This window comes from Pirellulales bacterium (genome assembly GCA_035533075.1).
Classification (GTDB): domain Bacteria; phylum Planctomycetota; class Planctomycetia; order Pirellulales; family JAICIG01; genus DASSFG01.
Genome location: DATLUO010000061.1, coordinates 1 through 23019 on the forward strand (window position 1 = coordinate 1; position 23019 = coordinate 23019).

General features: G+C 63.7%; 22 protein-coding genes. 9 read left to right on the forward strand and 13 right to left on the reverse strand.

Going from position 1 to position 23019, the window contains the following annotated elements:
- The 3 genes from VNH11_07730 to VNH11_07740 all read left to right on the forward strand — a co-directional run.
- Positions 1 to 189: hypothetical protein (locus VNH11_07730; protein ID HVA46247.1), on the forward strand; the 189-nt coding region annotated here is incomplete at its 5' end.
- A gap of 224 nt (positions 190 to 413) precedes the next feature.
- A complete protein-coding gene (locus VNH11_07735; protein HVA46248.1) occupies positions 414 to 878 on the forward strand; it encodes a response regulator in 465 nt (154 codons plus the stop codon).
- A gap of 121 nt (positions 879 to 999) precedes the next feature.
- Positions 1000 to 2052 carry a class I fructose-bisphosphate aldolase gene (locus VNH11_07740; protein ID HVA46249.1) on the forward strand — a complete coding sequence of 351 codons (1053 nt, stop codon included), beginning with the start codon at positions 1000 to 1002 and terminating at the stop codon, positions 2050 to 2052.
- A gap of 89 nt (positions 2053 to 2141) precedes the next feature.
- On the opposite strand, the gene VNH11_07745 is transcribed toward VNH11_07740, so the two are convergent.
- Positions 2142 to 3203, reverse strand: coding sequence for a hypothetical protein (locus VNH11_07745; protein HVA46250.1), 1062 nt, complete (start codon positions 3201 to 3203; stop codon positions 2142 to 2144).
- Between the two features lie 234 nt (positions 3204 to 3437).
- On the opposite strand from VNH11_07745, the gene VNH11_07750 reads away from it, so the two are divergent.
- A complete protein-coding gene (locus tag VNH11_07750) occupies positions 3438 to 4583 on the forward strand; it encodes a hypothetical protein (protein HVA46251.1) in 1146 nt (381 codons plus the stop codon).
- A 124-nt stretch (positions 4584 to 4707) separates the two neighbouring features.
- Here the strand turns inward: VNH11_07750 and VNH11_07755 are convergent, their stop codons facing one another.
- The 5 genes from VNH11_07755 to eno (VNH11_07775) all read right to left on the reverse strand — a co-directional run bounded on the left by VNH11_07755 (position 4708) and on the right by eno (VNH11_07775) (position 9382).
- Complete coding sequence (locus VNH11_07755; GenBank protein HVA46252.1) at positions 4708 to 6129, reverse strand: cytochrome P450; 1422 nt, start codon at positions 6127 to 6129, stop codon at positions 4708 to 4710.
- A 441-nt stretch (positions 6130 to 6570) separates the two neighbouring features.
- Positions 6571 to 6927, reverse strand: coding sequence for a hypothetical protein (locus VNH11_07760; protein HVA46253.1), 357 nt, complete (start codon positions 6925 to 6927; stop codon positions 6571 to 6573).
- Positions 6928 to 7021: 94 nt separating this feature from the next.
- On the reverse strand, positions 7022 to 7498 hold the full coding sequence (locus VNH11_07765) for a hypothetical protein (protein HVA46254.1): 477 nt from the start codon (positions 7496 to 7498) through the stop codon (positions 7022 to 7024).
- The gene (locus VNH11_07770; GenBank protein HVA46255.1) at positions 7432 to 7893 is read right to left on the reverse strand and encodes a hypothetical protein; all 462 of its coding nucleotides are present in this window, start codon (positions 7891 to 7893) and stop codon (positions 7432 to 7434) included. Before VNH11_07770 ends, VNH11_07765 begins: the two co-directional genes overlap by 67 nt.
- 187 nt (positions 7894 to 8080) lie before the next feature.
- On the reverse strand, positions 8081 to 9382 hold the full coding sequence (gene eno / locus VNH11_07775) for a phosphopyruvate hydratase (GenBank protein HVA46256.1): 1302 nt from the start codon (positions 9380 to 9382) through the stop codon (positions 8081 to 8083).
- Between the two features lie 310 nt (positions 9383 to 9692).
- On the opposite strand from eno (VNH11_07775), the gene greA reads away from it, so the two are divergent.
- A complete protein-coding gene (greA, locus tag VNH11_07780) occupies positions 9693 to 10172 on the forward strand; it encodes a transcription elongation factor GreA (protein HVA46257.1) in 480 nt (159 codons plus the stop codon).
- An 18-nt stretch (positions 10173 to 10190) separates the two neighbouring features.
- Complete coding sequence (locus VNH11_07785; protein HVA46258.1) at positions 10191 to 11387, forward strand: nucleoside monophosphate kinase; 1197 nt, start codon at positions 10191 to 10193, stop codon at positions 11385 to 11387.
- Between the two features lie 8 nt (positions 11388 to 11395).
- On the opposite strand, the gene VNH11_07790 is transcribed toward VNH11_07785, so the two are convergent.
- From VNH11_07790 to fliQ, 5 genes are all read right to left on the reverse strand, one after another.
- Positions 11396 to 12334 carry a hypothetical protein gene (locus VNH11_07790; GenBank protein ID HVA46259.1) on the reverse strand — a complete coding sequence of 313 codons (939 nt, stop codon included), beginning with the start codon at positions 12332 to 12334 and terminating at the stop codon, positions 11396 to 11398.
- Between the two features lie 37 nt (positions 12335 to 12371).
- Complete coding sequence (locus VNH11_07795; GenBank protein HVA46260.1) at positions 12372 to 12665, reverse strand: type II toxin-antitoxin system Phd/YefM family antitoxin; 294 nt, start codon at positions 12663 to 12665, stop codon at positions 12372 to 12374.
- A gap of 134 nt (positions 12666 to 12799) precedes the next feature.
- Entirely contained in the window at positions 12800 to 13873 is a 1074-nt protein-coding gene (flhB, locus tag VNH11_07800) for a flagellar biosynthesis protein FlhB (protein ID HVA46261.1), read from the reverse strand.
- 17 nt (positions 13874 to 13890) lie between these two features.
- Entirely contained in the window at positions 13891 to 14655 is a 765-nt protein-coding gene (locus VNH11_07805) for a flagellar biosynthetic protein FliR (protein HVA46262.1), read from the reverse strand.
- A 90-nt stretch (positions 14656 to 14745) separates the two neighbouring features.
- Positions 14746 to 15012 (reverse strand): flagellar biosynthesis protein FliQ, encoded by a 267-nt coding sequence (gene fliQ, locus VNH11_07810; protein HVA46263.1) that lies wholly within the window; start codon positions 15010 to 15012, stop codon positions 14746 to 14748.
- A gap of 181 nt (positions 15013 to 15193) precedes the next feature.
- Between fliQ and VNH11_07815 the strand changes: the two genes are divergently transcribed.
- A complete protein-coding gene (locus VNH11_07815) occupies positions 15194 to 18031 on the forward strand; it encodes a PSD1 and planctomycete cytochrome C domain-containing protein (GenBank protein HVA46264.1) in 2838 nt (945 codons plus the stop codon).
- A gap of 30 nt (positions 18032 to 18061) precedes the next feature.
- On the opposite strand, the gene VNH11_07820 is transcribed toward VNH11_07815, so the two are convergent.
- On the reverse strand, positions 18062 to 18379 hold the full coding sequence (locus VNH11_07820; protein HVA46265.1) for a hypothetical protein: 318 nt from the start codon (positions 18377 to 18379) through the stop codon (positions 18062 to 18064).
- A gap of 91 nt (positions 18380 to 18470) precedes the next feature.
- Positions 18471 to 19760: a phosphopyruvate hydratase gene (gene eno, locus VNH11_07825; protein ID HVA46266.1), complete on the reverse strand. Its 1290-nt coding sequence runs from the start codon at positions 19758 to 19760 to the stop codon at positions 18471 to 18473.
- 183 nt (positions 19761 to 19943) lie between these two features.
- On the opposite strand from eno (VNH11_07825), the gene VNH11_07830 reads away from it, so the two are divergent.
- Both VNH11_07830 and VNH11_07835 read left to right on the forward strand, forming a co-directional pair.
- On the forward strand, positions 19944 to 21575 hold the full coding sequence (locus tag VNH11_07830; GenBank protein ID HVA46267.1) for a hypothetical protein: 1632 nt from the start codon (positions 19944 to 19946) through the stop codon (positions 21573 to 21575).
- Positions 21576 to 21581: 6 nt separating this feature from the next.
- Positions 21582 to 22778, forward strand: a complete 1197-nt coding sequence (locus tag VNH11_07835) for an amidohydrolase family protein (protein ID HVA46268.1) — start codon at positions 21582 to 21584, stop codon at positions 22776 to 22778.
- Positions 22779 to 23019 lie beyond the last annotated feature (241 nt).

Consider the following 23019-nt stretch of genomic DNA (forward strand, 5'->3'; position numbering starts at 1 on the left):
CTACGGTCATCCGAAACCGCTGGCCAGATTATAGCCACCGACCTGCCGCGCGAGAACACCTGTTCAGACCGCCGGTTCGCGAAAGCCGGCCGCCCCAACCCCCAATTTCAGGCCATTTTTTGGGTCAGCGGGAATTGCTGCCGCCTGACCGACGTGGCCGGGCAAGTTTTGACCAAGATCCTGGCGTAACCGGGATAAATGGCCGGAACCCGGCACCAGCCCGGCAGGGACGATGCGAATTGAAGCGCGGGTGGTTGACCCATCCTGGATTGTCTGTTAGAGTCGTGTGAGTCAGGCATTCTATTTACGCAATTGCTCTCGCGTCCTGGATCGGCGCCGTTCGCCGCCAGTTTTTCATGCGTCCAACACTGCCAGATTGTTTCTCTGCCGCCCCTTCGCCTACCTCCGGGCCGATGGGTCCGTTTGTCGCCGTGACGCGCAAACGCGTCTCCGTCGCCATGTCGCCGGATGCGGGCGGGGCTGCGTCCGGATCGCCGCTTCACGAGGGCTTGCTGCGAGTGCTGATCGTGGAAGACAGCCTCGACACAGCCAACGTGCTGCAGACGATGCTTCGCCAATGGGGGTACTCGTCGCGGGTCTGCACCTCGGCCCACGAGGCCCTGGCGCTGGCGCCGTATTATGAACCGCAGGTCGCGCTGATCGATATCGGCCTGCCCGACATGGACGGTTGGGAACTGGTCCGCCGCTTGCAGCGTCAGGGCGCGAAGGTCGAAACGACGTTCATTGCCGTCACGGCGCACGGCGAGGAGCAGGACTTCCAGCAGTCGCGCGCGGCCGGCATCACCTATCATCTCGTCAAGCCCGCCTTTCAGTCGCAACTGCGGCAAATCCTGGATCGGTTGGCAGGAGAGCCGTGACCGCCGTGACTGGTCTGTCACGGACCGAGGGAGGGGCTGCGCGAGTAGCATGCCGCGCCGCACATTGATAAACTGAGGGCGTTTGTGGTTGCCCGTTTTCAGAACGAAGGAGAAAAAGGCCATGGCAAGTTGGATTCAAGAACTGTTGGGTAAAGACGCCGACGGGTTGCTCGGGCATCGCTGCCAGACCATCGCCAAAGACGATTTGCACTTGCCCGGCCCCGACTTCGTCGACCGCATCTTCGTGCCCAGCGACCGCAACTTGCGGGTGCTCAACAACCTGGCGCGGCTGTTCGGCACGGGCCGCCTGGGCGGCAGCGGTTATGTGTCGATCTTGCCGGTCGACCAGGGAATCGAACATTCGGCCGGCGCCTCGTTCGCTGTGAACCCGATCTATTTCGACGCCGAAAGCATCGTGCGGCTGGCCGTCGAGGGCGGTTGCAACGGCGTCGCTTCGACCTTCGGCGTGCTCGGCGCCGTCGCCCGAAAGTATGCCCACAAGATTCCGTTTATCGTGAAGATCAATCACAACGAGCTACTCACCTATCCGAACAAGCACGACCAGATCCTGTTCGGCACGGTCGATCGGGCGGTCGAGATGGGCGCCGCGGCCATCGGCGCCACCATCTACTTCGGCTCCGACGAAGCCGGACGCCAGATCATCGAAATCAGCGAAGCGTTTTCACGGGCACACGACGCCGGACTGGCCACGATCCTCTGGTGCTACCTCCGCAACAACGCCTTCAAGGCCGATCAGGATTATCACTTGTCGGCCGACCTGACCGGGCAGGCGAATCACCTGGGGGCGACCATCCAGGCCGACATCCTCAAGCAAAAACTTCCGGTCAACAACGGCGGCTATACGGCGTTGAAATTCGGTAAGACGTCGCCCTTGGTCTATGAGAAGCTCACGTCGCCGCACCCGATCGACCTCTGCCGCTATCAGGTGGCCAACGGCTACATGGGACGGATCGGGCTGATCAATTCCGGCGGCGAGTCGAAAGGCGCTTCCGACCTGGCCGAGGCGGTCCGCACGGCCGTGATCAACAAGCGGGCCGGCGGCATGGGCCTGATCAGCGGCCGCAAGGCCTTCCAGCGGCCGATGAAAGACGGCATCGAGCTGCTGCACAAGATTCAGGACGTGTACCTGGACAAGCAGGTCACGGTGGCATAAGACGGCCGAAGCCCGTGGATTGGCATTTTGGATTTTCGATTTTGGATTACAAACAATCCAAAATCCAAAATCGAGAATCCAAAATCCGCTCACCACCAGTGCCGGCTGGGGTTCCAGGGCCAATAGCTGCGGCGCTCGCCGCCGCCGAAGTGGAACTCGATGCCGCCCAACACTTCGATGTTGTTCTCCGTCCGCAGGCCGCCGCTGCCCGAAAAGGTGAGATTGTCGCGCACGTCGGCCCGAAACGCGATCCGCGTGCCCACGCGATACTTGATGCCGCCTCCCCAGGGCAAATTGAAGGCGCCGGGGTGAAGCACCGGGCCGTTGTTGCTGACGATGTTGATGTCGGCCAGGCCGCCTCCGATCGAAAGAAACGGCCGCCAGCGAGTATCGCCCCACGGATAGATCAACAAGTTCGAGTCGAAGTAAAACAGCTTCTGATAGCCGACTTCGACGCTTCTCGTGGCGGCGTCGACCATATAAACTTTCGAGAAGCCGAAACGCGTTTCGCCGCCGAAGTGCGTGGAATAATCCCATCCCACGCGGAAGCCCGTGAAATACGAAGCCGTCGTCTTGAACTGTGCCTGGGCCGGCGTGGCTGCAAACAGCCCGCCCTCGAACAAGCTGATGTTCCAGGGCCGAAACATCCAGCTCTCGCGCATCATGGGCTGTTGGTGCAGGGGCACCCTCGGCGACGGACCGAAGTCGGGCAGCGGCGCCGAGTGCAGCGGGTCCGAGTCGAGGAGCGTGCCGGCAAGCGGACCGACCGGCAACTCTTCGGCCATCGGCTCTGGCCGCAACGCGCCAGGCCCGGTCTCGGGCGAGAGCAAGTCGGGCGGCCCCAACTCGTCGGGCAAGCCGCCCTTAGGCTGAGCGGCGGCGCCGGGTTCGAGCCACCGCGACGAAGACGGCTGGAGCACCGATCTGCCGGCCGGCTTTGGTTTGAGGCTGGGCAACGCCAGTTGTGCCTTTTCGGCCGCGGCGGCAAACCGCAGCACCGGCGACTTGCCCGTCGCGTCGGCCTGTCGTAGGTCGTCGGCCGACGTCTCGCCGGACGGCGTGGCGGGCGGCGACTGGGCCCAGGCGCTCGCCGGCAACGCGCTCGTCAGGAGCACGGCAGACGTCAGCATGACGACCCAGCGGTTGGTCATAACCCAGACTTCGCGTTTTACGCCGACAGCGAGGAAGTGCGGCAGGACCGTCTGCCGGAGCGGCTGGTCGTCGCGCGAGGGCGACGGCGAGTGCGCAGGATCAAACGGCCCGCCGATATGGGGAGGGCGGGGATTATGGTATCCGCGGCAATCCCTGTCAATTGAGCTTCCACCGTGCGTACACCCCCGCCTATAATCCCGCCCGGTTTTGCCACCCACACCCGAGGTGATCGGATGCTCGTTGGACGCTTTTGTGTTGTTGCCGTCGGATGCTTGCTGTTGGTGCCTGGCGGGCGATTGGGCGCCACGGAACCGGCCGGCGGCCAGCCCGGCGAGGCTCCGCCGCCGGCCGAGGCCGATTGCCCCGATGAAGTGACGCCGCCCGGTTCGGCCGACGACGCCGATTCACGTGTCCAATACTTCATTGAAACCCGAGTTGGTCGCCGGCGGGCCGCGCCCGAAGAGAAGGGCAATTCGCACCGCCGGCACGCGGACGACAAAAGCCGCGATTTCACCTCACCCGGCGCGCATAGCACAAGGTACAACACGCAGGCGGGCGTGCCGACACCGATCTGGAACCGCAACCGCGGCAACATCATCAGCGCCCAGGGCGACCTGGGCCAGGCCGAGCAGCAACTTCGCCGGGCACAAATGGAGGAGCAATCAACGCCGCCGCGTTTCGTGCGGGTCACAAACGATCCGTCCGTACACCCGATGGAACGGCTGCGGGGACCGGTGGCACGCGACGACTTCCTCTATCACATGCCTGGGTACCCATTCGTCCGTCAATCGACCCTGGCGGAAGCCATCCGCCGTCTGGCGGGCTGGGGCGATTCGTGCCCGATGTGTGGCAGGCCCCATGCGGACGACGAAAATGCCGCCGATGCCGGTGTGGTATTGAAAGCCCCGGCCGGCGAGCGCCCGGTCCTGAGTTACCATCGGCTGGCGAGGCAAGCCGGCGATGCGCCGTCGCCTGAGGCCCTGCGCGCGGGCGAGCCGGCGCAAGTGATTCTCGACACACAGAAGCGGCTGGGCAAGAGCGTGCTCGAAGGGACCGAGTTCAGCGGCTCGCCGGAGTTGCTTGTCCAATGGATTCGAGCCTTGGACGAAGAAAACCACCGGCGGCAAGCCGCTCCGCCGGCGGCGTCGCCCTATGAGTCGATTGAGGTGGCGTTAGAGGAGGATTTGCCCGTCACGGCGCATTCGCAGATTGTTGCGCTGCGCGAAGCCTGCCGGCAGTTGCAGCAGGCCGCCGACGTGTTGGAAGAGCAGAACCTGTTTGAGTCGGCCGATGCGCTTCGCACGGCGGCCGACGGTCTGCGGCGCCAGTCGCGCGAGAAGCTGGGTGAAAGCGAGCAAGCCGGCCAAGACGCGGAGTAACCGGGAGCGGTCGCACTGAGGCCGGCGAGCGCGGCCGAGAATGAGACATCGGCGGTGGCTGGGGCAGCGCCGGGCCAAGCTCTGCCCCAGCCACCGCGTTCCCTCGCGGCAGTCGGCCCTAGGTTCAATCGGCCAACCCGCCCGCGCAGGCAAGCTCCTCCGGTCCACCGACCTGCGCGGTTGCAGACTCCCCAGCCACCCTGCCCGCCGCCGCCCGCGGGCGAAACCGCACGACAAAGCCGCTCTCCGGCCGAAGCGTAATCATGGGGCGCACGCGAAGCGGGGCCGAATAGGCCGGCTCGATCGAGAACTGCCGGCACAAGAGGGCCGTGATCGTCACGCCCTCCATGTCGGCCAGCGACTTGCCAATGCACATCCGCGGACCTTCGCCAAAGGGAATGTACGTGCCCGGCGCCACCGGCGAGCCGGGCAGGAACCGCGTGGGGTCGAATGTTTCCGGACGCTCGAAGTATTTGCGGTGCATCACATAGGGACTCCAGATCAGGTTGGCCCCCGCTTCAATGCGGTAGTCGCCCAGCGACACGTCCGTCAGGGCCTGACGGTCGAGCATCGGCACCGAAGGATAGAGCCGCAGAGTTTCGCGCCAGACGGCCTCCGTGAGCGGCAGCTCGCCCAGCGGCACGCTGGCCGGCGCGAGTCCGGCCACTTCGTCGTAGAGGTCGTCTTGCACCTCGGCATGACGCGCCAGCAGGCCGAGCAGGAACGTCACCGAGCCGGCGGTCGTTTCGTGTCCGGCCATCAGCATCGTCATGACGTGGTCGCGGAGCTCGGCGCCCTCGAAGCCGCACCCCAGCAACAGCGACATCACGTCGCTGCGTCGATCGAGCTCGGCCGGCGTCTCGCGCCGCCGCCGCTCGATCATGCGCCTGACCACCGAGTCCAACGTCGCCAGCGCCCGCACGAACCGCCGGCGGCGCGGCGTGTTCCAGCGCTCGGGCACCAGCGACCAGATGCGGTAGCGCGCATAATCGTTGCACACATCGACGGCGTCGTGAAACTCGTCTAAATCGACGTCGTCGGACGTGGCGCCGAACAGCAGCTCCATCGCCACCCGCATCATCAGCTCGCTCATCAGCAGGTCGAGATCGAACGCGGTCGAACGATTGTCGGCCTTCAGGCGAGCGGCCAGTTCGAGCGTATGCCGGACGACGATCTGCTGCTGATCGGCCATCAGTCCACGGGCGAAGGCCTGGCTGACGCGCCTGCGGGCTTCGATCCACTCTTTGCCGTCGAGCGTCACCAGCCCTTTGCCCAGCACGATCTCCAGCTTCTTGAACAGCGAACCCTTGGCGAAGCGCTTCGTGTCGGAGAGCAACTGCTTGACCAACTCCGGGCCGGTGACCAGATAGAACGGCACGCCGAGCCAACCGAGCCGGACGAGATCGTACCGCTCACCGACTTCGGAGAGGAACTCCAAGGGGCGGTACATCATTTTGTAAAGCAGCAGCGGCGGGCAGAAGCTCGTCCGCTTGAACGCGGGCGGCTTGTTCAGCCCGGCGGCCAACTCGCCTTTTCGCTGGTTCACCGTAGTCTTCCTCGAATGAGTGGTTTTTGTATGTCGAATGCCGCGTTTTTGCGCAGCTACCGTTAAATAGGTCCGCCGGCGACGTGTGGCAAATAGGCAACAGTCCCGACGGGGTTCGCGTCGCAAGATTGTTGGCCGCGAGGCGGTGCAATCGGCACCCTTGTTACCGTTGTCACGTCCGCGCGGTCCGGCGGTCGTTGCGGTGGGGCGGCATTCCCAGGCCGTCCCGGTGCAGGAACGGGTTTGCGCGTCGCGCGCGGGCCGACCGTTACCACGGCAACATGAACATCGGCTTTTCAGCGGTCTCAGTCGCGATTGTCGTGGGCGCTCTGTTCTGGCTTTGGGCCGCGCGGTATCTGGCGCGTGACACTTTGCTGGCGCCGCAACGAGTTACAAAATCCGCACCTCGACGATGACATGACGCCCTCGTTGCGCGGTTGCTCATTCGGCGGCGTCGCTCAAAGGCGGCTTCAAGCCACGAGCGACCGCCTGCTGCCAGGCTTTTGCCTTTAGCACCAGGCTTCGTCGATAGGAAGCCAACAGTTCGTCGAGTCGATGGCGCTCGCGCGCGTCGAGCAACGAGTCGCGATTGCGGGCCAAGAGGTCGCTCAGCTCGTTCTGGGTGGCCGACGGCAATGCCGCCTCACAAAGCGCAAGCAACTCGTCGTCGGAGGCGCATTCCAGAGCGGGCTCGGCCGCGCCGCGCCCGACCCATTCGGTTACTACATCCTCAAGGCGCCGATTGGTGGCCGCGGCCACCGCTCTCGCTCGCGACGCCAATTCTGCGGGCAGTTCCAACGTTACCGTTTCGCTCGTGGGGTTCGCTCCGTGGCCGAGTTTTGAACATCAGACGGCCCTGTCAATTCTACCCGATGCCGCGCCCGCCTGCACTCTAAGCCGAAGGCAGTTCGCGCAACAGCCGGCGGTCGGCCTCAAACCGTTTGACCGCGCGCTCGAACGAGCCGGTCGTCTTGGTCAGCAGCAGTGCATGCGGGCTTCCTTTCCGCTCCAGCGTGCTTTTCACATCGCACTGATGCCGGCCGATCGAGTCGAGCACGTGGCGCCGGAGATCTTCACGCGCGGCAATGCGCGTGACCATGTTCGCGCCGTCGGCTAAGAAGGAATTGAGCTGGGCGCAATATCGGCAGTTGCAGTCCACCTCGGCCGGACGGGCCCAGTCGGCGGGAGGCTCCGGTCGCCGGGCGGTGGCCGTTTCGAGCCGCTGCCGCACGGCGGCCAGCCAAGACGCCAGTTGCCGGTGCGGCGAGCCAAGCTGCTTTTTCGACCACGGAACGATCGACTTCAGGCACGGCACCTGGCATTCGTCCAGGCGAAACTCGCCGGGCGACCCGCGGACAAATTCCAGCACGCGCGACAGGTCTTCTCGTAGACCAACAGTTTGTACAACCTGGCTTCGAGTTGTTCGGCGGGCAGCCCAAGCTGTTCGGCGGCGAGCTGCGTGGCGCCGGCGATGGCCGCGTTCCATTCTTCGCTCAGGCGGAATTGGTCGGGGTCGAGCTCGAACGTATTCCTCACGTTCTTGTCGACCAGCGTCCTTGTTCCCTTTCCATAGGGTGCCGTCCGGCAACGAGCGACGAGGGCCTTCGCCGCCTTGGACTTCAGGGGAAGCTCGATCGGCCCCAGACCCTTCACTTCGATCTCGGGATCGACGACGGGCAAGCAACCGGAGACGCAAAACTTCGCGGACCTCGTCGCCTGTCCAATCGCTTCCGAAAGCCATTCCACAGTGGCTGAACTACTCATCTGCTACCTCCTTGCTGATACGCGGGTCGTGACCAGGGGAGCATGATCGGGACTCCCCAATCCATTAAGGGTCGATTCTATCGTCGGGCATCATGAATTCCCAGAGCCCGTTCTGGTGAAGCCAGATCGGGTCGGTTCCGTTGCGCTTTGCGTTCCGCTTTCGCTCGTTTTGCCATCGTGTGCTTACTTACCAAACCGAGGGATGAAGTTCCTCTTCAATCGCCAACAGCCGGTTGTATTTCGCCAGCCGTTCGCTGCGCTGCACCGAGCCGATCTTGATCTGGTCGGCGGCGGTGGCCACAGCCAGGTCGGCAATGGTCGCGTCTTCCGTCTCCCCGCTACGGGCCGAGACGACGCAACGATAGCCGGCCGCACGGGCGACAGCCATCGTGCGGAAGGTCTCGCTCAGCGTGCCGATCTGATTCACCTTGATGAGCACCGCGTTGGCGATGCTCAAGTCGATGCCCCGCTTGAGCCGGTCGGGGTTCGTGGCAAAAAGGTCGTCGCCCACGAGCTGCACCCGCTCGCCCAGCCGCCGCGTCAGCTCTTGCCAGCCGTTCCAGTCGTCTTCGGCCAGTCCGTCTTCGATGCTGGCGATGGGAAACTCGTCGGCCAACGCCGCCAGATGATCGATCATTTGACCGCTGGTCCATCGTTGGTCACCAGCCGTCTTAAGGCAATAACTGCCGCCGTCAAAAAAATGGCTGCTGGCCACATCGACGGCCAGCGTTACGTCGGCCCCCGGATGCAGACCGGCGGCCTCGATGGCCCGCACCACAATTTCCGCCGCCGCGCGGTTGCTGGGTAGCCGCGGCCCAAATCCCCCTTCGTCGCCGACCAAACAGCCCTCGCAGCCGGAATCCGCCAGCATTTTGCCCAGACGCCGATAGACGCGGACGATCCATTCCAGGGCGGTGCTGTAGCTCGCCGCGCCGGCGGGCATGATCAAAAAGTCCTGGAAATCGAGGTTGCCGCCGGCGTGCAGCCCGCCGGAGATCATGTTGGTCATCGGCAGCGGCATGCGGCACGCCGTGTCGATGGGCGTCCGCAAATCCACGGCTGCTTGTTGCCAAAGGGCGTTCAGGTGCCGATAGAGCGGCTGTCTTGTGGCGGCCGCCGCGGCGTGGGCCACCGCCAGCGATACGCCCAGGATGGCGTTGGCGCCCAGTTTCGACTTTTGCGGCGTGCCGTCGAGCTCGCACAACCGTTGATCGATGGCCGCCTGCTCGGCCGGATCGCGGCCGATCACAGCCGGACCGAGAATGTCGTTGACGTTGGCGACCGCTTTCCGCACGCCCCGGCCATCGTAGCGGCTCGGATCGCCGTCGCGCAGCTCGTGGGCTTCGGCCTTGCCCGTGCTGGCACCGGACGGGACGATGGCCGAGCCGCACGTGCCGTCGCTGTTGGCCGCCTCGACTTCGACCGTCGGTTGTCCGCGGCTGTCGAGCACTTCACGGGCATGGATGCGGGCGAGAGTGGCTAGGCTCATTGTCCCTGAACCTATTCATCGTCGACGCGACTGTCAAACGAGCGTTGTGTCCTAATTGCATCGACGCAGGCACGGGCCGTAGGGTAGGAGCGAGCGAGCTTGCGAGCGCCGGCCCACCACGATTGCCGAAAATGGTGGGCCGGCGCTCGCAAGCTCGCTCGCTCCCACCCTACAAGCAGCACAGTTTTTAGACACTACCAGCGGCCGGCAGCACTTTACACCGTGCCGCCAAGTGGGTTAAAAAGGGGAGTCGCCGCCGCCTCCCGTACCGAGGCGAGCGGCTTTTTCACTGTTACGGGGAGACCGAATGATGTCCGACGTGATTCCCATGAGCCGGGCCGGCTACGACAAACTGATGGCCGAATTGAAGCACCTGGATACGGTGGAGATGCCGAAGGTGGCCGAGCGCGTGGCCGAGGCCCGTTCGGCGGGCGATCTCAAGGAAAACGCCGAGTATCACGGCGCCCGCGAGAGCCAGGGCATGCTGCAGGCCAAAATCAACCTGTTGCGCGACAAGCTCAGCCGTGCCCGGATTGTCGACACGGCGACACTGCCCAAAGACGAAGTCGTGTTCGGGGCCACAGTGGTGGTCAAAGACCTCGACTTCGGCGACAAGGAAGAGTTCACGCTGGTCGGCGCCGGCGACGAAGATTACGACGCCGGCAAGATTCTCATCACCAGCCCGCTGGCCCAGGGGCTGGTCGGCAAAAAAGTCGGCGCGCAGGTCGAAATCCCCGTCCCCGCCGGCACGATGAAGTTCGAGATTTTGGAGATTCGCTTCGAGGGGTAGCAAGAAGGAACATCATCCATGCGATTGCCCGCCGCACCAGGCCGACCGCCTCTGGACCTGGAGATCAAAGACGCCCAAGTCATTTTCAAAACGGTCTGGGATGACCTTGAGGAGCAAGTCGGTCACGAAAACCTGCGGTTTCCCAAGGAGCTGATCCTGCTGGGCGGAGCACCGGGCGCCGGAAAAGGCACCCAGACCAAGTTCATCATGCAAGCTCGCGGTCTCACCCGTCCGCCCATCGTCGTCAGCGAGTTGCTGGTGACGCCCGAAGCGGAAAAGATCAAGGACCAAGGGGGGATGGTGGGCGACAAGGAAGTCGTCGGCATTCTGTTGCGCAAACTGCTCGAAGACGAATTCCGAGACGGGGCTTTGCTGGACGGATTTCCCAGAACGCGGGTGCAGGTCGAGTGCCTCAAACTTATGGTGGAACAAATCGACAAGCTCCACGATGAATTCGAAAACACTCCCCAGGCCATTCACTTCCGCAGGCCGACCATTCACGCCATGGTTCTGTTCGTGAGCGAACGGACCAGCATCGAGCGCCAACTCAAACGAGGGATGTTGATCGCCGAGCATAATCGGGAAGTGGAGGAGACGGGCATCGGCAAACCGCTGGAACTGCGCTCTTCGGACCTGAGCGAAGAGACCGCGCGCCGCCGCTACCAGGTATTCAAAGAGCAGACCTGGGACGCGCTGCAGTCTTTGAAGGACCTTTATCATTACCACTTCATCAATGCGGAAGGGACCATCGACGAAGTCGAGGCGAACATCCTCCAAGAACTGCAGTACCAAAGCTCGCTGGAACTGGAGCCGCGCACCAACGACCGCTTGAGTCCCATCCCGCTGGCCGAGGAAATCATCCTGCATGCCCGGCAGGAGTTGGTAAAACGCCTGGACGGCTACGAATTGGAGCACACCGACCTGTTCATCCGCGTTGTCGAGATGATCGAAACGAAGTTCATGCCGATCATTACCCGCCACGCGATCTCAGGCCGGGCGATCGTCAACTCGGAAGATCCGATTTTCGACGATCCTCTCGCCCTGTCGATGCTGATCGACGTTTTTTCGGAACGGGGCTTTTATGCCGTCGTCGACAAGAACAACCAGCAGATTCCCGAGCGGGTGGATCTCAGTACCGGCCGAATTTACGGGCGAACCAAAGCGGTTTACCGGATCCACATCAGCTTCAAAGGATCTGAAATCCGCAGGGGCTAAGTCCTCAATCACGGCTTGGCGGGCGGATCTATTAATAAAGGAAGCGCCGCCGTCTCGACATATTCATACTCGCGCGTTTGGAACTCAAAGTGGTCAATATCGTCGCGGTTGAGTTTCGGAAAAGTGGCCTGCATCTGGTGGACCTTGCCGCCACTCGCCCCGCCGCGGCCCGCGGAGTCGTGCAGCATGCCCTGTTTATCGAAGGCCACGACGCGGACGTCCTGATCGAAATAATCGTGCGAAACGATGATTGTCGCTCCGTTCGGCATATCGAACCCTTCGGAAAACACGATGCCGTGGTTCTGCTTGCCGATCGCGGTCCTGCCAAACCGCTGCACCTCGGCTTCCGTCGTCCATTTGCCCGTGGCCACGCCGAATTTTATGGTCGTCGTCTTTTGCTCCGGCGGAACGCCGACATAGCGGCTGAAATACCCCTTGGGGTTCGTCTGGCCCTCCACGCTCACTTCACCATCACCAGTGGCGTGAGCTCCCGAACTGTGCCACCTGACATCCGCATCGTCGGGCAAACCGTCAACGCGTACGATGATCCTGCGCCAGACGACGTTTGCTGCGTTGACAGTGTCGCCGCCGTTCCTCCAAGAGACCGGCAGCGATGCCAGCTTGTTGCCCCGCTCGTCGGTTTGCCGCACGAAACATCCGATCAGCGGCGCAGGGAGCGACTTGAGCGGCTTGCCGTCCCCAGCCCACCAACGGCTGTCGTCGGGGCCGTGCGTGCCGAGAGCCAGAACTTCGACTTTACCGCCGAACGAGAAACGCTGTTTTGCGCCGGCCTCGGCCGCACGATTCTTTTGCTCGTCTGCCGCGTTGTTGTCGCTCTGCTGAGCATTGCTGCTTGTCAAAAGCGGCAGAAACACAAGCAGCAGAGAAACGGCGGCCGTGAAAGCCGCGCCGCGAGTGATTCGCAGTGGTTCGTGTGACTTGGTCATGAGTGTCTCCCTAGGCCGCACAACGCGCGAAACCGTTTCAGCGTTTGGGGCGTCCTTTCGTGGCAGACCGCTTACGCTCTTGGCTACGTTTCTTGACCGCGGCCCAGAACGCCTCTTCAGACAAGCCTTTCCCCTGTTTGATGCTCTGCCGCGAGCGTTCCAACAGCGCCTGAAACCGTGGCGAACGACCCAACATGAGACGCTCCAGGTCATCGTCGTCGTAGGGAACCAGCAAAACAGCGGCAGGCTTGCCATTGCGTGTAATGACGATAGGGCCTTCGGCGCCACATTCGTCCAAGTAGGCACTCAAACGCGCTTTCACGTCCGCCAAGGGAGCAATTTTCACGACCCGAACTCCTCTCCTCCGATCAAGAGCCGATTACGGTCCTTTACGCCTACAGCCAACACCTGCACCTGCCGCGCATTAGAGCACGCCGACTCTGGAATCCAAAATCCAAAATCCAACTACCTTCCCGGCATCGTCTTGCCTTTGAGCTGATAGACATAGGCCAGCACCTCGGCCACCGCGGCGTACAACTTGGCGGGGATCGGATGGTCGATCTCGACTTCCTTGTAGAGCAACTGAGCCAGCGGCTTCTTTTCGACGATCGGCACGCCGTTCTCCAACGCCAGGCGGCGGATGCGCGCGGCGAGCACGCCCGCCCCCTTGGCGATCACGATCGGCGCGGCCATCGTGCCATGCTCGTATTGAATGGCGATCGCCAACTCCGTGGGGTTGGTGATCACCACGTCGGCTTTCGGCACCGCCGAACGGACGCGATTCATCACCAACTGCCGCTGGGCCGCGCGGCGACGGGCGATGACCTGCGGATCGCCCTGCAGGTTCTTCATCTCTTCCCGCACCTCTTGCGTGGTCATCCGCAGGTCCTGCTCCTGCCGCCACCACTGAAAGCCGTAGTCCAACAGCGCCAGCAGCAGCAGTGCCGAGGCGATCTTGATGCCCGTCCACAACAGCGACTCGCTCAGGAAGCGGCCGATCTGCGCCAGATCGAGAGCGACCAGGGCCAGTACGTCGTCGAGCTCGCCCGACAGGCAGACATAGGCCACCGTTGCGACCAGCAGCACTTTGAACGATCCAAACACCAGCCGCATCACACTGGCCAGCGAAAAAACACGAAAGAACCCGGCGACCGGATCGAGCCGCGAGATGTCGGGCATGATTTTTTCGGGCACGAACAGCAGGCCCACTTGGGCGATGTTGACGAACACCGCCACCGCCAGGATGACCAGCAGCAGCGGCAGCAGCACGGATGCCAGGCCAAGCATGACCGTGGAGAACTCATGTGAGACCGTGGCCACGTCGGCGGTCAGCCACGGTTCGTCGCCCAGATAGTGCCGTGCGAGGAGGCCCATCGTCGTCACCACCGAGCCGCCCATCCAAAGCATCGCCGTCATGGCGCCCAACAGCAGCGCGGCCGAGCCGAGATCTTGGCTGCGCGCCACATGACCCTGTTCGCGGGCCTGCTGCCGGCGATACTGGGTTGCTTCTTGCGATTTTTCGCCGTTTTGTTCGGGCATCCCTCATCTCTCATCGTTCAACGCAACGCACTCAGCACCGTGTTCAGTGCTGGCTCGATTTCGTCTTGCAACAGCCACGCCAGGCCGGCCAGCGATGCGGAAAGAATGCTCAAGGTCACCAAGGCGTTCAAGCCGAACCCCAGCGCCATCACGTTCAATTGCGGCAGCGTGCGGCTGATGATGCCCAACACCAGCGAAGCCAGCATCAAGGCCGCCGTGGCCGGCGCGGCGACCCGAACTCCCAACGAAAAGCTCTGCACCAAAAGCGTCACCACCATGTCGCCGAGCGAGGTAGCCATGCTCGCGCTGCCGGGCGGCAGCGCGGCAAACGTATCCAAGAACCCGGTCATCGCCATGCGGTGGCCCCCGCAAAGCAAAAAGACCGCCAGGGCCACCATATACAGTAACTGCGACAAGAGCGGCACGTCGGCGTCGAAGCCGGGGTTATATACGTCGGCCAGCGTCATGCCGCTCATTTGTCCGACGATTTGCCCCGCCAACTGCACTCCCGAAAACAACAGCAACACGCCCGAACCAAGCAGAAAGCCGATGAACAGCTCGGCACCGACGAGCGGAATGGAACCGGCCAGCGTCGTGGGCGGCGTCAAAGGCGTGTCGATCTGGCCGGGAAACAGGAGCATGGCCAGTGCGATGGCCAGAAACACGCGGATTTGGGTTGGAATCTCGCTGCTGCCGAACGGCGGCCCGGCCAGCACCAGTCCGCTCGTGCGGACGAGCACCAGCAAGAACACGAACAGATGGTGTTGCGTGAAGTCGAACATGGTTCAAGGCGTTAGGCAATAGGCGTTGGGCGTTAGGGAATGATTAGAGGACCGCGCCTAGCGCCTAACGCCCATCGCCTAACGCCTCCGTCACAGCATTTCAGGAATGTTGCCGAACACGTCTTCTACGTACTGGACCATGCGGTTCAAGAGCCACGGCAAACTGAAGGCCAGCACGAAGACCATGGCCACAATCTTGGGCACGAACGAGACCGTCTGGTCCTGGACCTGCGTGAGCGCCTGCAGCAGTCCGATCGCCAGGCCGACGATGAGTCCGGCCACCATCACGGGGGCACTCACCAGCAGCCCGATGATAATCGCCTCACGACCCAGATCGACGGCGTCGGTCACATCCATGGGCGACTTCTCTAGTCGCCCTCGACAACCGGGTCAATGCCAACTTTCCCGCTTGCCGCCGCAATGGTATGATAACGCTGTGGATTCGTCGGAATCCTCCCGCCCTAACGAAGCACCCCAGCGGCACGGGCCGCGGTGCCGCCCGCCGAGAAATCAAACTATTCGTGTACACGATTCGCCGATGAACCGCTTCCGGCACCTGCTGCCCGTCCTCGCTTTTGCCGCCACGAGTTTCGTTGCCTGCGTGGGATTCTGCGCCGGCGAACCGGCAGCACCTACGGCCGAGCAAGTCGAGTTCTTCGAAAAGAGCGTGCGGCCAGTGCTCGTCAACCGGTGTCAGAGTTGTCACGGCGCCGAGAAACAAGAGTCGGGCCTGCGGCTCGACCGGCGGACGGCGATTGAGAACGGGAGCGACGGCGGCCCGGTGATCGTGCCCGGAAAGCCGGACCAGAGCTCGCTGATTACGGCTGTCCGTTATCAGGGCGACGTCCAGATGCCCCCGACGGCGAAATTGCCTGATGCTGAACTGGCGGCACTGGTGAAATGGGTAGAGATCGGCGCGCCGTGGCCCAAGGAAGCGATCGACGGCGGCCGGTCCGCCAGCGCCGCGCCGGCCTCGCCGCAAGACGCGCAGGCCGCGCATTGGGCGTTTCGCCCGGTTGTTAGGCCGGCCGTTCCGAGCGTGAAGCAGGCCGACGGGTGCGCCACGCCGATCGATAACTTCGTCGTGGCGCGGCTCGAAGCCCAGGGATTAACGCCCTCGCCACGCGCCGACCGGCGAACGCTTCTCCGCCGCGCCAGCTTCGATCTGCTCGGTCTGCCGCCGACCGCCGGCGAAATCGAAGCCTTCGAGCGCGACGCGTCGCCCGACGCCTGGCCGCGCGTCGTCGACCGGTTGCTCGCTTCGCCGCACTACGGCGAGCGCTGGGCCCGGCACTGGCTCGACGTGGCCCGTTATGCCGACACCAAGGGCTATGTGTTCACGCAGGAACGGCGGTATCCGTTTTCGTACACCTACCGCGATTACGTCATCCGGGCAATGAACGAGGATCTGCCTTACGACCGGTTCGTCAGCCAGCAGCTCGCCGCCGACAAGCTGCCCATGAGCGGCGACAACCGCTCGCTGGCCGCTCTCGGCTTTCTGACGCTGGGGCGGCGGTTCATGTTCAACGTTCACGACATCATCGACGACCGGATCGACGTGGTGTCGCGCGGGCTGCTGGGACTGACCGTCACCTGCGCGCGCTGTCACGATCACAAGTTCGACCCGATTCCCTCGGCCGATTATTACTCGCTCTACGGCGTCTTCGCCAGCTCGACGGAGCCGGACGACGGGCCGCTGATCGGCGTGCCGGAGGAGACGGCGGCCTACGCGGAGTTCAAGAAGGAGAAAGCGGCGCGAGAGAAGGCCGTCGACGATTACCGCGTCGGCAAACAGCAAGAGCTGGCGAAGCAGTTCCGATCGCAGGCCGGCGACTATTTGCTGCAATTGATTCGCGAGCGGCCCGGCGAACCGGCCGACGGACCGCCCAAAGACGAGCCGATGATCTCGCTGGGACCGGGCGACCTGCGGCGGCCGATCACCGATCGTTGGCGGCAGTACGTGAAGCAGTCGGCCGCCAAGCGCGGTCCGGTGTTTGCGGCCTGGCACGAATTGGCGGCGATTACGCCGGCCGATTTCGGCCCCAAGGCGAATGAGGCCATCGAAAGTTGGATGTCGGCAGCCGACGCGCCGCCGATGAACCCCTTGGTCAGGCAAATGCTGGTCGAACACCGGCCGGCGACGATGACCGACGTGGCCCGGCTTTACGGCGAGCTGCTGGCGTCCGTCGACAAGCAATGGAACGAACTCCGCCAGACCGCCCCGTCGGCCGAGCGGCTTGACGACCCAGCGGCTGAAGAACTGCGGCAGGTGCTTTACGGGCCGGAGTCGCCGACGGTGCTGACCGACGAGCAGTCCCAGCGGCTGTTCGATCGCGAGGTGCGCGACCATCTCACGCAGTTGAAAAAGAAAGTGGACGAGCTGGAGGTCACGTCGCCGGCCGCTCCGGCGCGCGCCATGGCCATGGTCGACGCGCCTTCGCCCGTGGAACCGCACGTTTTTGTTCGCGGCAATCCGGGCCGGCCGGGCGACCGCGTGCCGCGTCGGTTTTTGGCGGTCCTCTCGCGCGGCGAGCGGCGGCCCTTCGAGCACGGCAGCGGGCGGCTCGATCTGGCCGCTGCGATTGCCAGCCGCGACAATCCGCTGACCGCGCGGGTGCTGGTCAACCGCGTCTGGTTGCACCATTTCGGCAATGGTCTGGTGCGCACTCCGAGCGATTTCGGCGTCCGCAGCGATCCGCCGACGCACCCCGAATTGCTCGACTGGCTGGCGGCCACGTTCATGGACGACGGTTGGTCGTTGAAAAGTCTGCACCGGCAGATCCTGCTCTCCAGCGCCTATCAGCAGGCGACGGGTGAGCGGGCGGAGTGCGTCGCTGTCGATCCGGAGAATCGCCTGCTCTGGCGGATGAACCGCCGCCGGCTCGATTTCGAGTCGATGCGCGACAGTTACCTGGCTATTTCGGAGCGGCTCGATTCCGCGCTGGGTGGCCGGCCGGTCGACCTCTGGGCGGCGCCGTATTCTGGCCGCCGCAGCGTTTATGCGTTTCTCGACCGGCAGGATTTGCCCGGCGTGTTCCGCATATTCGACTTTGCCAATCCCGACGTCTCCAACGACCAGCGGCCGCGGACCACGGTGCCGCAACAGGCGCTGTTCGCGATGAACTCGCCGTTCGTGCTCGAGCAGGTGCGGCGGCTGGTGGCCCGGCCGGAAGTGGCCGGCGAGATGGATGCGGCAAGGCGAGTGCAGGCGCTCTATCGGCTGATCCTTGGCCGCGTGGCGACGAACGACGAAGTTGAGTTGGCCGTGCGGTTCATCGACGCGCCGCCGGTTTCAGCAGAGGCTTCGAAGCTCACGCCGTGGGAGCTATTGGCCCAGGTGCTGCTGAGCACGAACGAATTCATGTTCGTGGACTAAGCAGGGTGGGACTCGGTCGGCGTTGTGTCATCATGCGTGCCGCCGGCGGCGGATGTGCATGCCGATCATGGCGGCCACCAGCAGTCCCGCCACGAACAACATCAGCGGCCGCAAGGTCGCCCGGCCCGCCGGCTGCCATTCGGGCACCGCCGACCGTTCCGAGGCCCGGCCTTCTTTCGAGGCCGCGCGGTTGCGCTGGGCGGCACGCTGGCGCGATTGCTGCATCCGCTCGATTCGCTCTTGTCGTCGGGCGAACTTCGGCTCCACGGCCGCCAACATGACCAGGCCCACGCTGGCGAACAGCATCAGCCAGAACAGGGGCGAATCGCTGATTGGTCCGCGTTGCACGCTGATGGGTGCCTCTGTTCTCCGGAGGATGGCCTTCCTAGGCCGTCCCGTGCCAGACGAGACGGCCTGGGAAGGCCATCCTCCGGACGCGTTAAATCCACTTCGGAAACAGCCGCCCGCCGTAAACGGCCGACTCGCCCAGCATCTCCTCGATCCGCAAGAGCTGGTTGTACTTGGCGACGCGGTCGGTGCGCGAGAGCGAACCGGTCTTGATTTGCCCGGTCGCCAGGCCCACGGCCAGGTCGGCGATGGTCGCGTCTTCGGTTTCGCCGCTGCGATGGCTGGCAATGCTGGTGTAGCCGTGGCGGCGGGCCAGCTCGATGGCCTCGATCGTCTCGCTCAGCGTGCCGATCTGGTTGACCTTGATCAGAATGCTGTTGCCCACGCCGCGGTCGATGCCTTGCTGCAGCCGCTGGGTGTTGGTCACAAACAGGTCGTCGCCCACAAGCTGCACTTTGCCTCCGATGCGGTCGGTGAGCAACTTCCAGCCTTCCCAATCGTCTTCGCTGCAGCCGTCTTCGACGGAGCAGATCGGGTATTTGTCGACCCAGCCGGCGAGCAGATCGGCCATGCCGGCGGCGTCGAGCGAGCGGCCGTCCATCGAATAGACCTTTTTCTTGGAGTCGTAGAGTTCGGTGGCCGCCACGTCCAGCGCGATGGCCACCTGCCCGCCGCGGCCGATCTTGTAACCCGCTTGCCCGACCGCTTCCACAATCAGATCGAGCGCCTCGGCGTTGCTGCCCAGATCGGGCGCGAAGCCGCCCTCGTCGCCGACGGCGGTCTTGTAGCCTTTTTTCTGCAAGACCTTTTTCAGATTGTGAAACACCTCGGCGCCGCACCGCAGGGCTTCGCCGAACGAGTCGAAGCCCAGCGGCATGATCATGAATTCCTGCACGTCGACCTTGTTGTCGGCGTGCGCCCCGCCGTTGATGATGTTCATCATCGGCGCCGGCAGCAGTCTGGCTCCGGCGCCGCCCAGATAGCGGAACAGCGGCAGCCCGCAGCAGTCGGCCGCCGCGTGGGCCACCGCCAGCGATACGCCCAGGATGGCGTTGGCGCCCAGGTTCTTCTTGTTCGGGCTGCCGTCCATCTCGATCATCCGCCGGTCGAGCGCCGCCTGATCGAGCGCGTCTTGGCCGATCAGCTCATCGGCCAGCTTTTCGTTGATATTGGCGACCGCCTGCCGGACGCTTTTGCCCAAATACTGCTGGGGATCGGCGTCGCGCAGTTCCCAGGCTTCGTGAACGCCGGTGCTGGCGCCGCTGGGCACGGCCGCCCGGCCGAACGAGCCGTCGCCCAACCGCACGTCGACCTCCACGGTGGGATTGCCGCGGCTGTCGAGAATCTGTCGGCCGCGAATATCCGCAATCAGCGAGTTCATGTTTCACTTCAGGGGCTTGGTGTACGGTCCGATGTCGGCGGGCCGCATCCGGCCCGGCACAAGACCCGTTATTTTGCCGGATTTGCGGGCCGTTGGCTAGCCGACCACTGGCGTTGTGTAGGGCCGATCGGTTACACTTGCGGTCGGGTGCTTGTGCCCGGTCATCTCTAGGAGGAAACCGCAATGGACGTCCTGAAGCAACAGGTCCGCCGTGCTCGCCGCCGTTTGGCATTTCAGAGGTTTCTCGCCGTCCTAAGCTGGAGTTGGTTTGCCTGGTTGATGTTGGCCGCGGTCGTCGTGACCATCGGCAAGTTCCGGCCCCTGGGTGTGGTCGAATGGGTCTGGCCGGCGGCGGCACTCGCTGGCGGCCTGCTGACGGCGATCGTGTGGTGCCTGGTCACGCGCCGCAGCGAGCTGGAAGCCGCCTTGGAGATCGACCACCGCTTCGGACTGAAGGAGCGCGTGTCGAGCACCTACGCCTTGGGTCCGGAGCAGCTCGAATCGGCCGCGGGCCGGGCACTGATCGACGACGCCATGAAACGAGTCGAGCGGTTGCACATTGGCGAACAGTTCCACGTGCGGCTCAGCCGCTGGTCGTGGCTGCCGCTGTTGCCGGGCCTGGCGGTGTTCTTGATCGTGTCGTTTTTACAGCCGGCGACCAGCCAAACGACGGCGGGCGGCTCGACGACGAACAAGGCCGAAACCAAGCAGGTCAAAGCGTCGCTCGATCCGCTGGCGCGCAAGTCGCTGAAGCACCGCAAAGAGGCCCGCGACAAAAACCTGCCGGCCGCGGAAGAGATTTTTGCCAAGCTGGAGCAAGGAACGAAAGACCTGAGCAAGGGCGACGGCGCCGACAAAAAGCAGGCGCTCGTCGAGTTGAACGATCTGGCCAAAGACCTGGAAAAACGCCGCGACCAGCTCGGCGCCCCGGAAAAGCTGCAGGAGCAGTTCAAGCAGCTTAAGGGTCTCGACAAGGGGCCGGCCGACAAACTGGCCGACGCGCTGAAGCAAGGCGATTTTCAGGTGGCGATGAAGGAGTTGAAGCAGCTTCGCGACAAGCTCGAAAACGGCAAGCTCGACCGCGAAGCCAAGGCCGCGCTGGAGAAGCAATTGAAGCAGATGGAAGACAAGCTGCGGAAGATGGCCGATGCTCACGCCAAGCAACAGCAGAACTTGAAAAAGCAGATCGAGGAGTTGAAGAAGAAAGGCCAGAACCAGCAGGCCAAGGAGCTGGAAGAAAAGCTGGCCCGGATGCAGCAGCAAAGCAACCAGATGAAGCTGGCCAAGCAAATGGCCGATCAGCTTGGCCAATGCACCAAGTGCATGCAGCAGGGCGACAAGGCGGGTGCGGCTTCGGCATTGTCGAAATTGCAGGAGCAGCTTGCCGACTTGCAGCAGCAGGCCGATGAGATGGCCATGCTCGACGAGGCGATGAGCGAGCTGGAAATGGCCAAGGATTCGATCAACTGCAAGGAGTGCAACGGCCAGGGATGTGCGGCGTGCATGGGCATGGGCCGCTCCGGCCGTCCCGGCATGGGCCTGGGGCGCGGTCGCGGCAATGGCCCGCGGCCCGAAGAAAAAACCGACGCGAGGTTTTACGACACGAAGGTCAAGCAGCAGACGGGCAAAGGCGCCGCGCTGGTCGTCGACTTCGTGAACGGCCCGAACATGAAAGGTCAGGTGCAGCAGGAGATCAAGACGCAGTTCGAGTCGGTCAAGTCGGACGAGACCGATCCGCTCACCGGCCAGCAGTTGCCCCGCGCTTATCGCGAGCACACGCAGAAGTATTTCGATTCGCTGCGCGACGACAAATAGCGCTTTGTGAAAGCAGCACTGAAGGCCCGTTACGTCTTTCCCATCACCGCGCCGCCGATCGCCGACGGCGTGGTGACGATCGAAAACGGGCTGATTGTCGCCGTCGGTCGCGACGCCGCCGGCTGCACAGTACGCGATCTGGGCAATGTGGCCTTGGTGCCCGGCCTGATCAATGCCCATACGCACCTGGAGTTCAGCGGACTTTCGGCGCCGCTGGGCACACCGGGCATGGCCTTCACCGATTGGATTCGGCGGGTGGTGGCACACCGGCGTCAATTGCCGCTACCCTTCAACCTGATCGACATTCAAGATGGGGCGAACGAATGCGGGTCGTACGGAACCGTCGCCTACGGCGACATCGCCACAACCGCGTGGGGCGCAGACCTTGAATGGGCGTCGCTAGGCGCCACCATCTTTCTCGAGATCATCGGATTGAAGGCGGAGTTGATCGAGGCAAGGCTGGCGACGGCCCGGAAGCATCTCACGCCGCGGGAGTTCCGCCATCGGCGGGCCGGTCTCAGCCCGCACGCACCGTACAGCGTCCACCCGGAATTGTTCGATCGTCTGTTGACGCTGGCCGCCGACGCGAACTCGCCAATTGCCTTCCATCTGGCGGAGACGCTCGAAGAGCTGGATCTGTTGGCGACGGGGGGCGGGCCTTTCCGCGAACTGCTGATCGACCTTGGGGCGTGGGACGAGACCGCCATTCCGCGCGGCACGCGCCCGCTCGATTATCTTCGACGCGTGGCCGCCCGCGGCGTGCATGCACTCGTCATCCACGGCAACTACCTCGACCAGGAAGAAATCGATTTCGCCGCGGTCCACGCCGAGCGGCTGGCGATCGTCTATTGTCCGCGGACGCATGCCTACTTCGATCATGCCAAACATCCTTTGCCCCAATTACTTGCCGCGGGCGCCAACGTAGCCTTGGGCACCGACAGCCGCGCTTCGAATCCCGACCTCAACTTGCTGGAAGAGATCCGCTACGTCGCGCGGCACTTTCCGGAATTGCCGCCGAGCACGGCACTTGAACTCGGCACCTTGCGGGCGGCTCGCGCGATGCAGTTGGAGAAGCGTTTCGGCAGCATCGAGCCGGGCAAGCTGGCCGCGCTCGTCGCGGTGCCGCTGGGCGACGCGGACGTTGCCGACCCGCATTGGCTGATCTACGAGTCGGATCAACCCGCCGCGCCGGCGGCGGCCTGATCGTGCTATGCCGGCTGAGTAGGATGGGACCAGCGAGCTTGCGAGCGCCGGCCCACCGATTTGAGGCGTCAGGTGTCAGGACAGGCAATCTGATGCATAACGATGCTGGGCCGGCGCTCGCAAGCTCGCCAGTCCCACCCTACCTATTGCCACCGTCCCGACCGGCGGCCACAGGCTCGCGATCGGCCTCAGCAGCCGGCGGACCGCTCGCCTTGGCCGCGGTGCTTTCGAAAAACGTCAC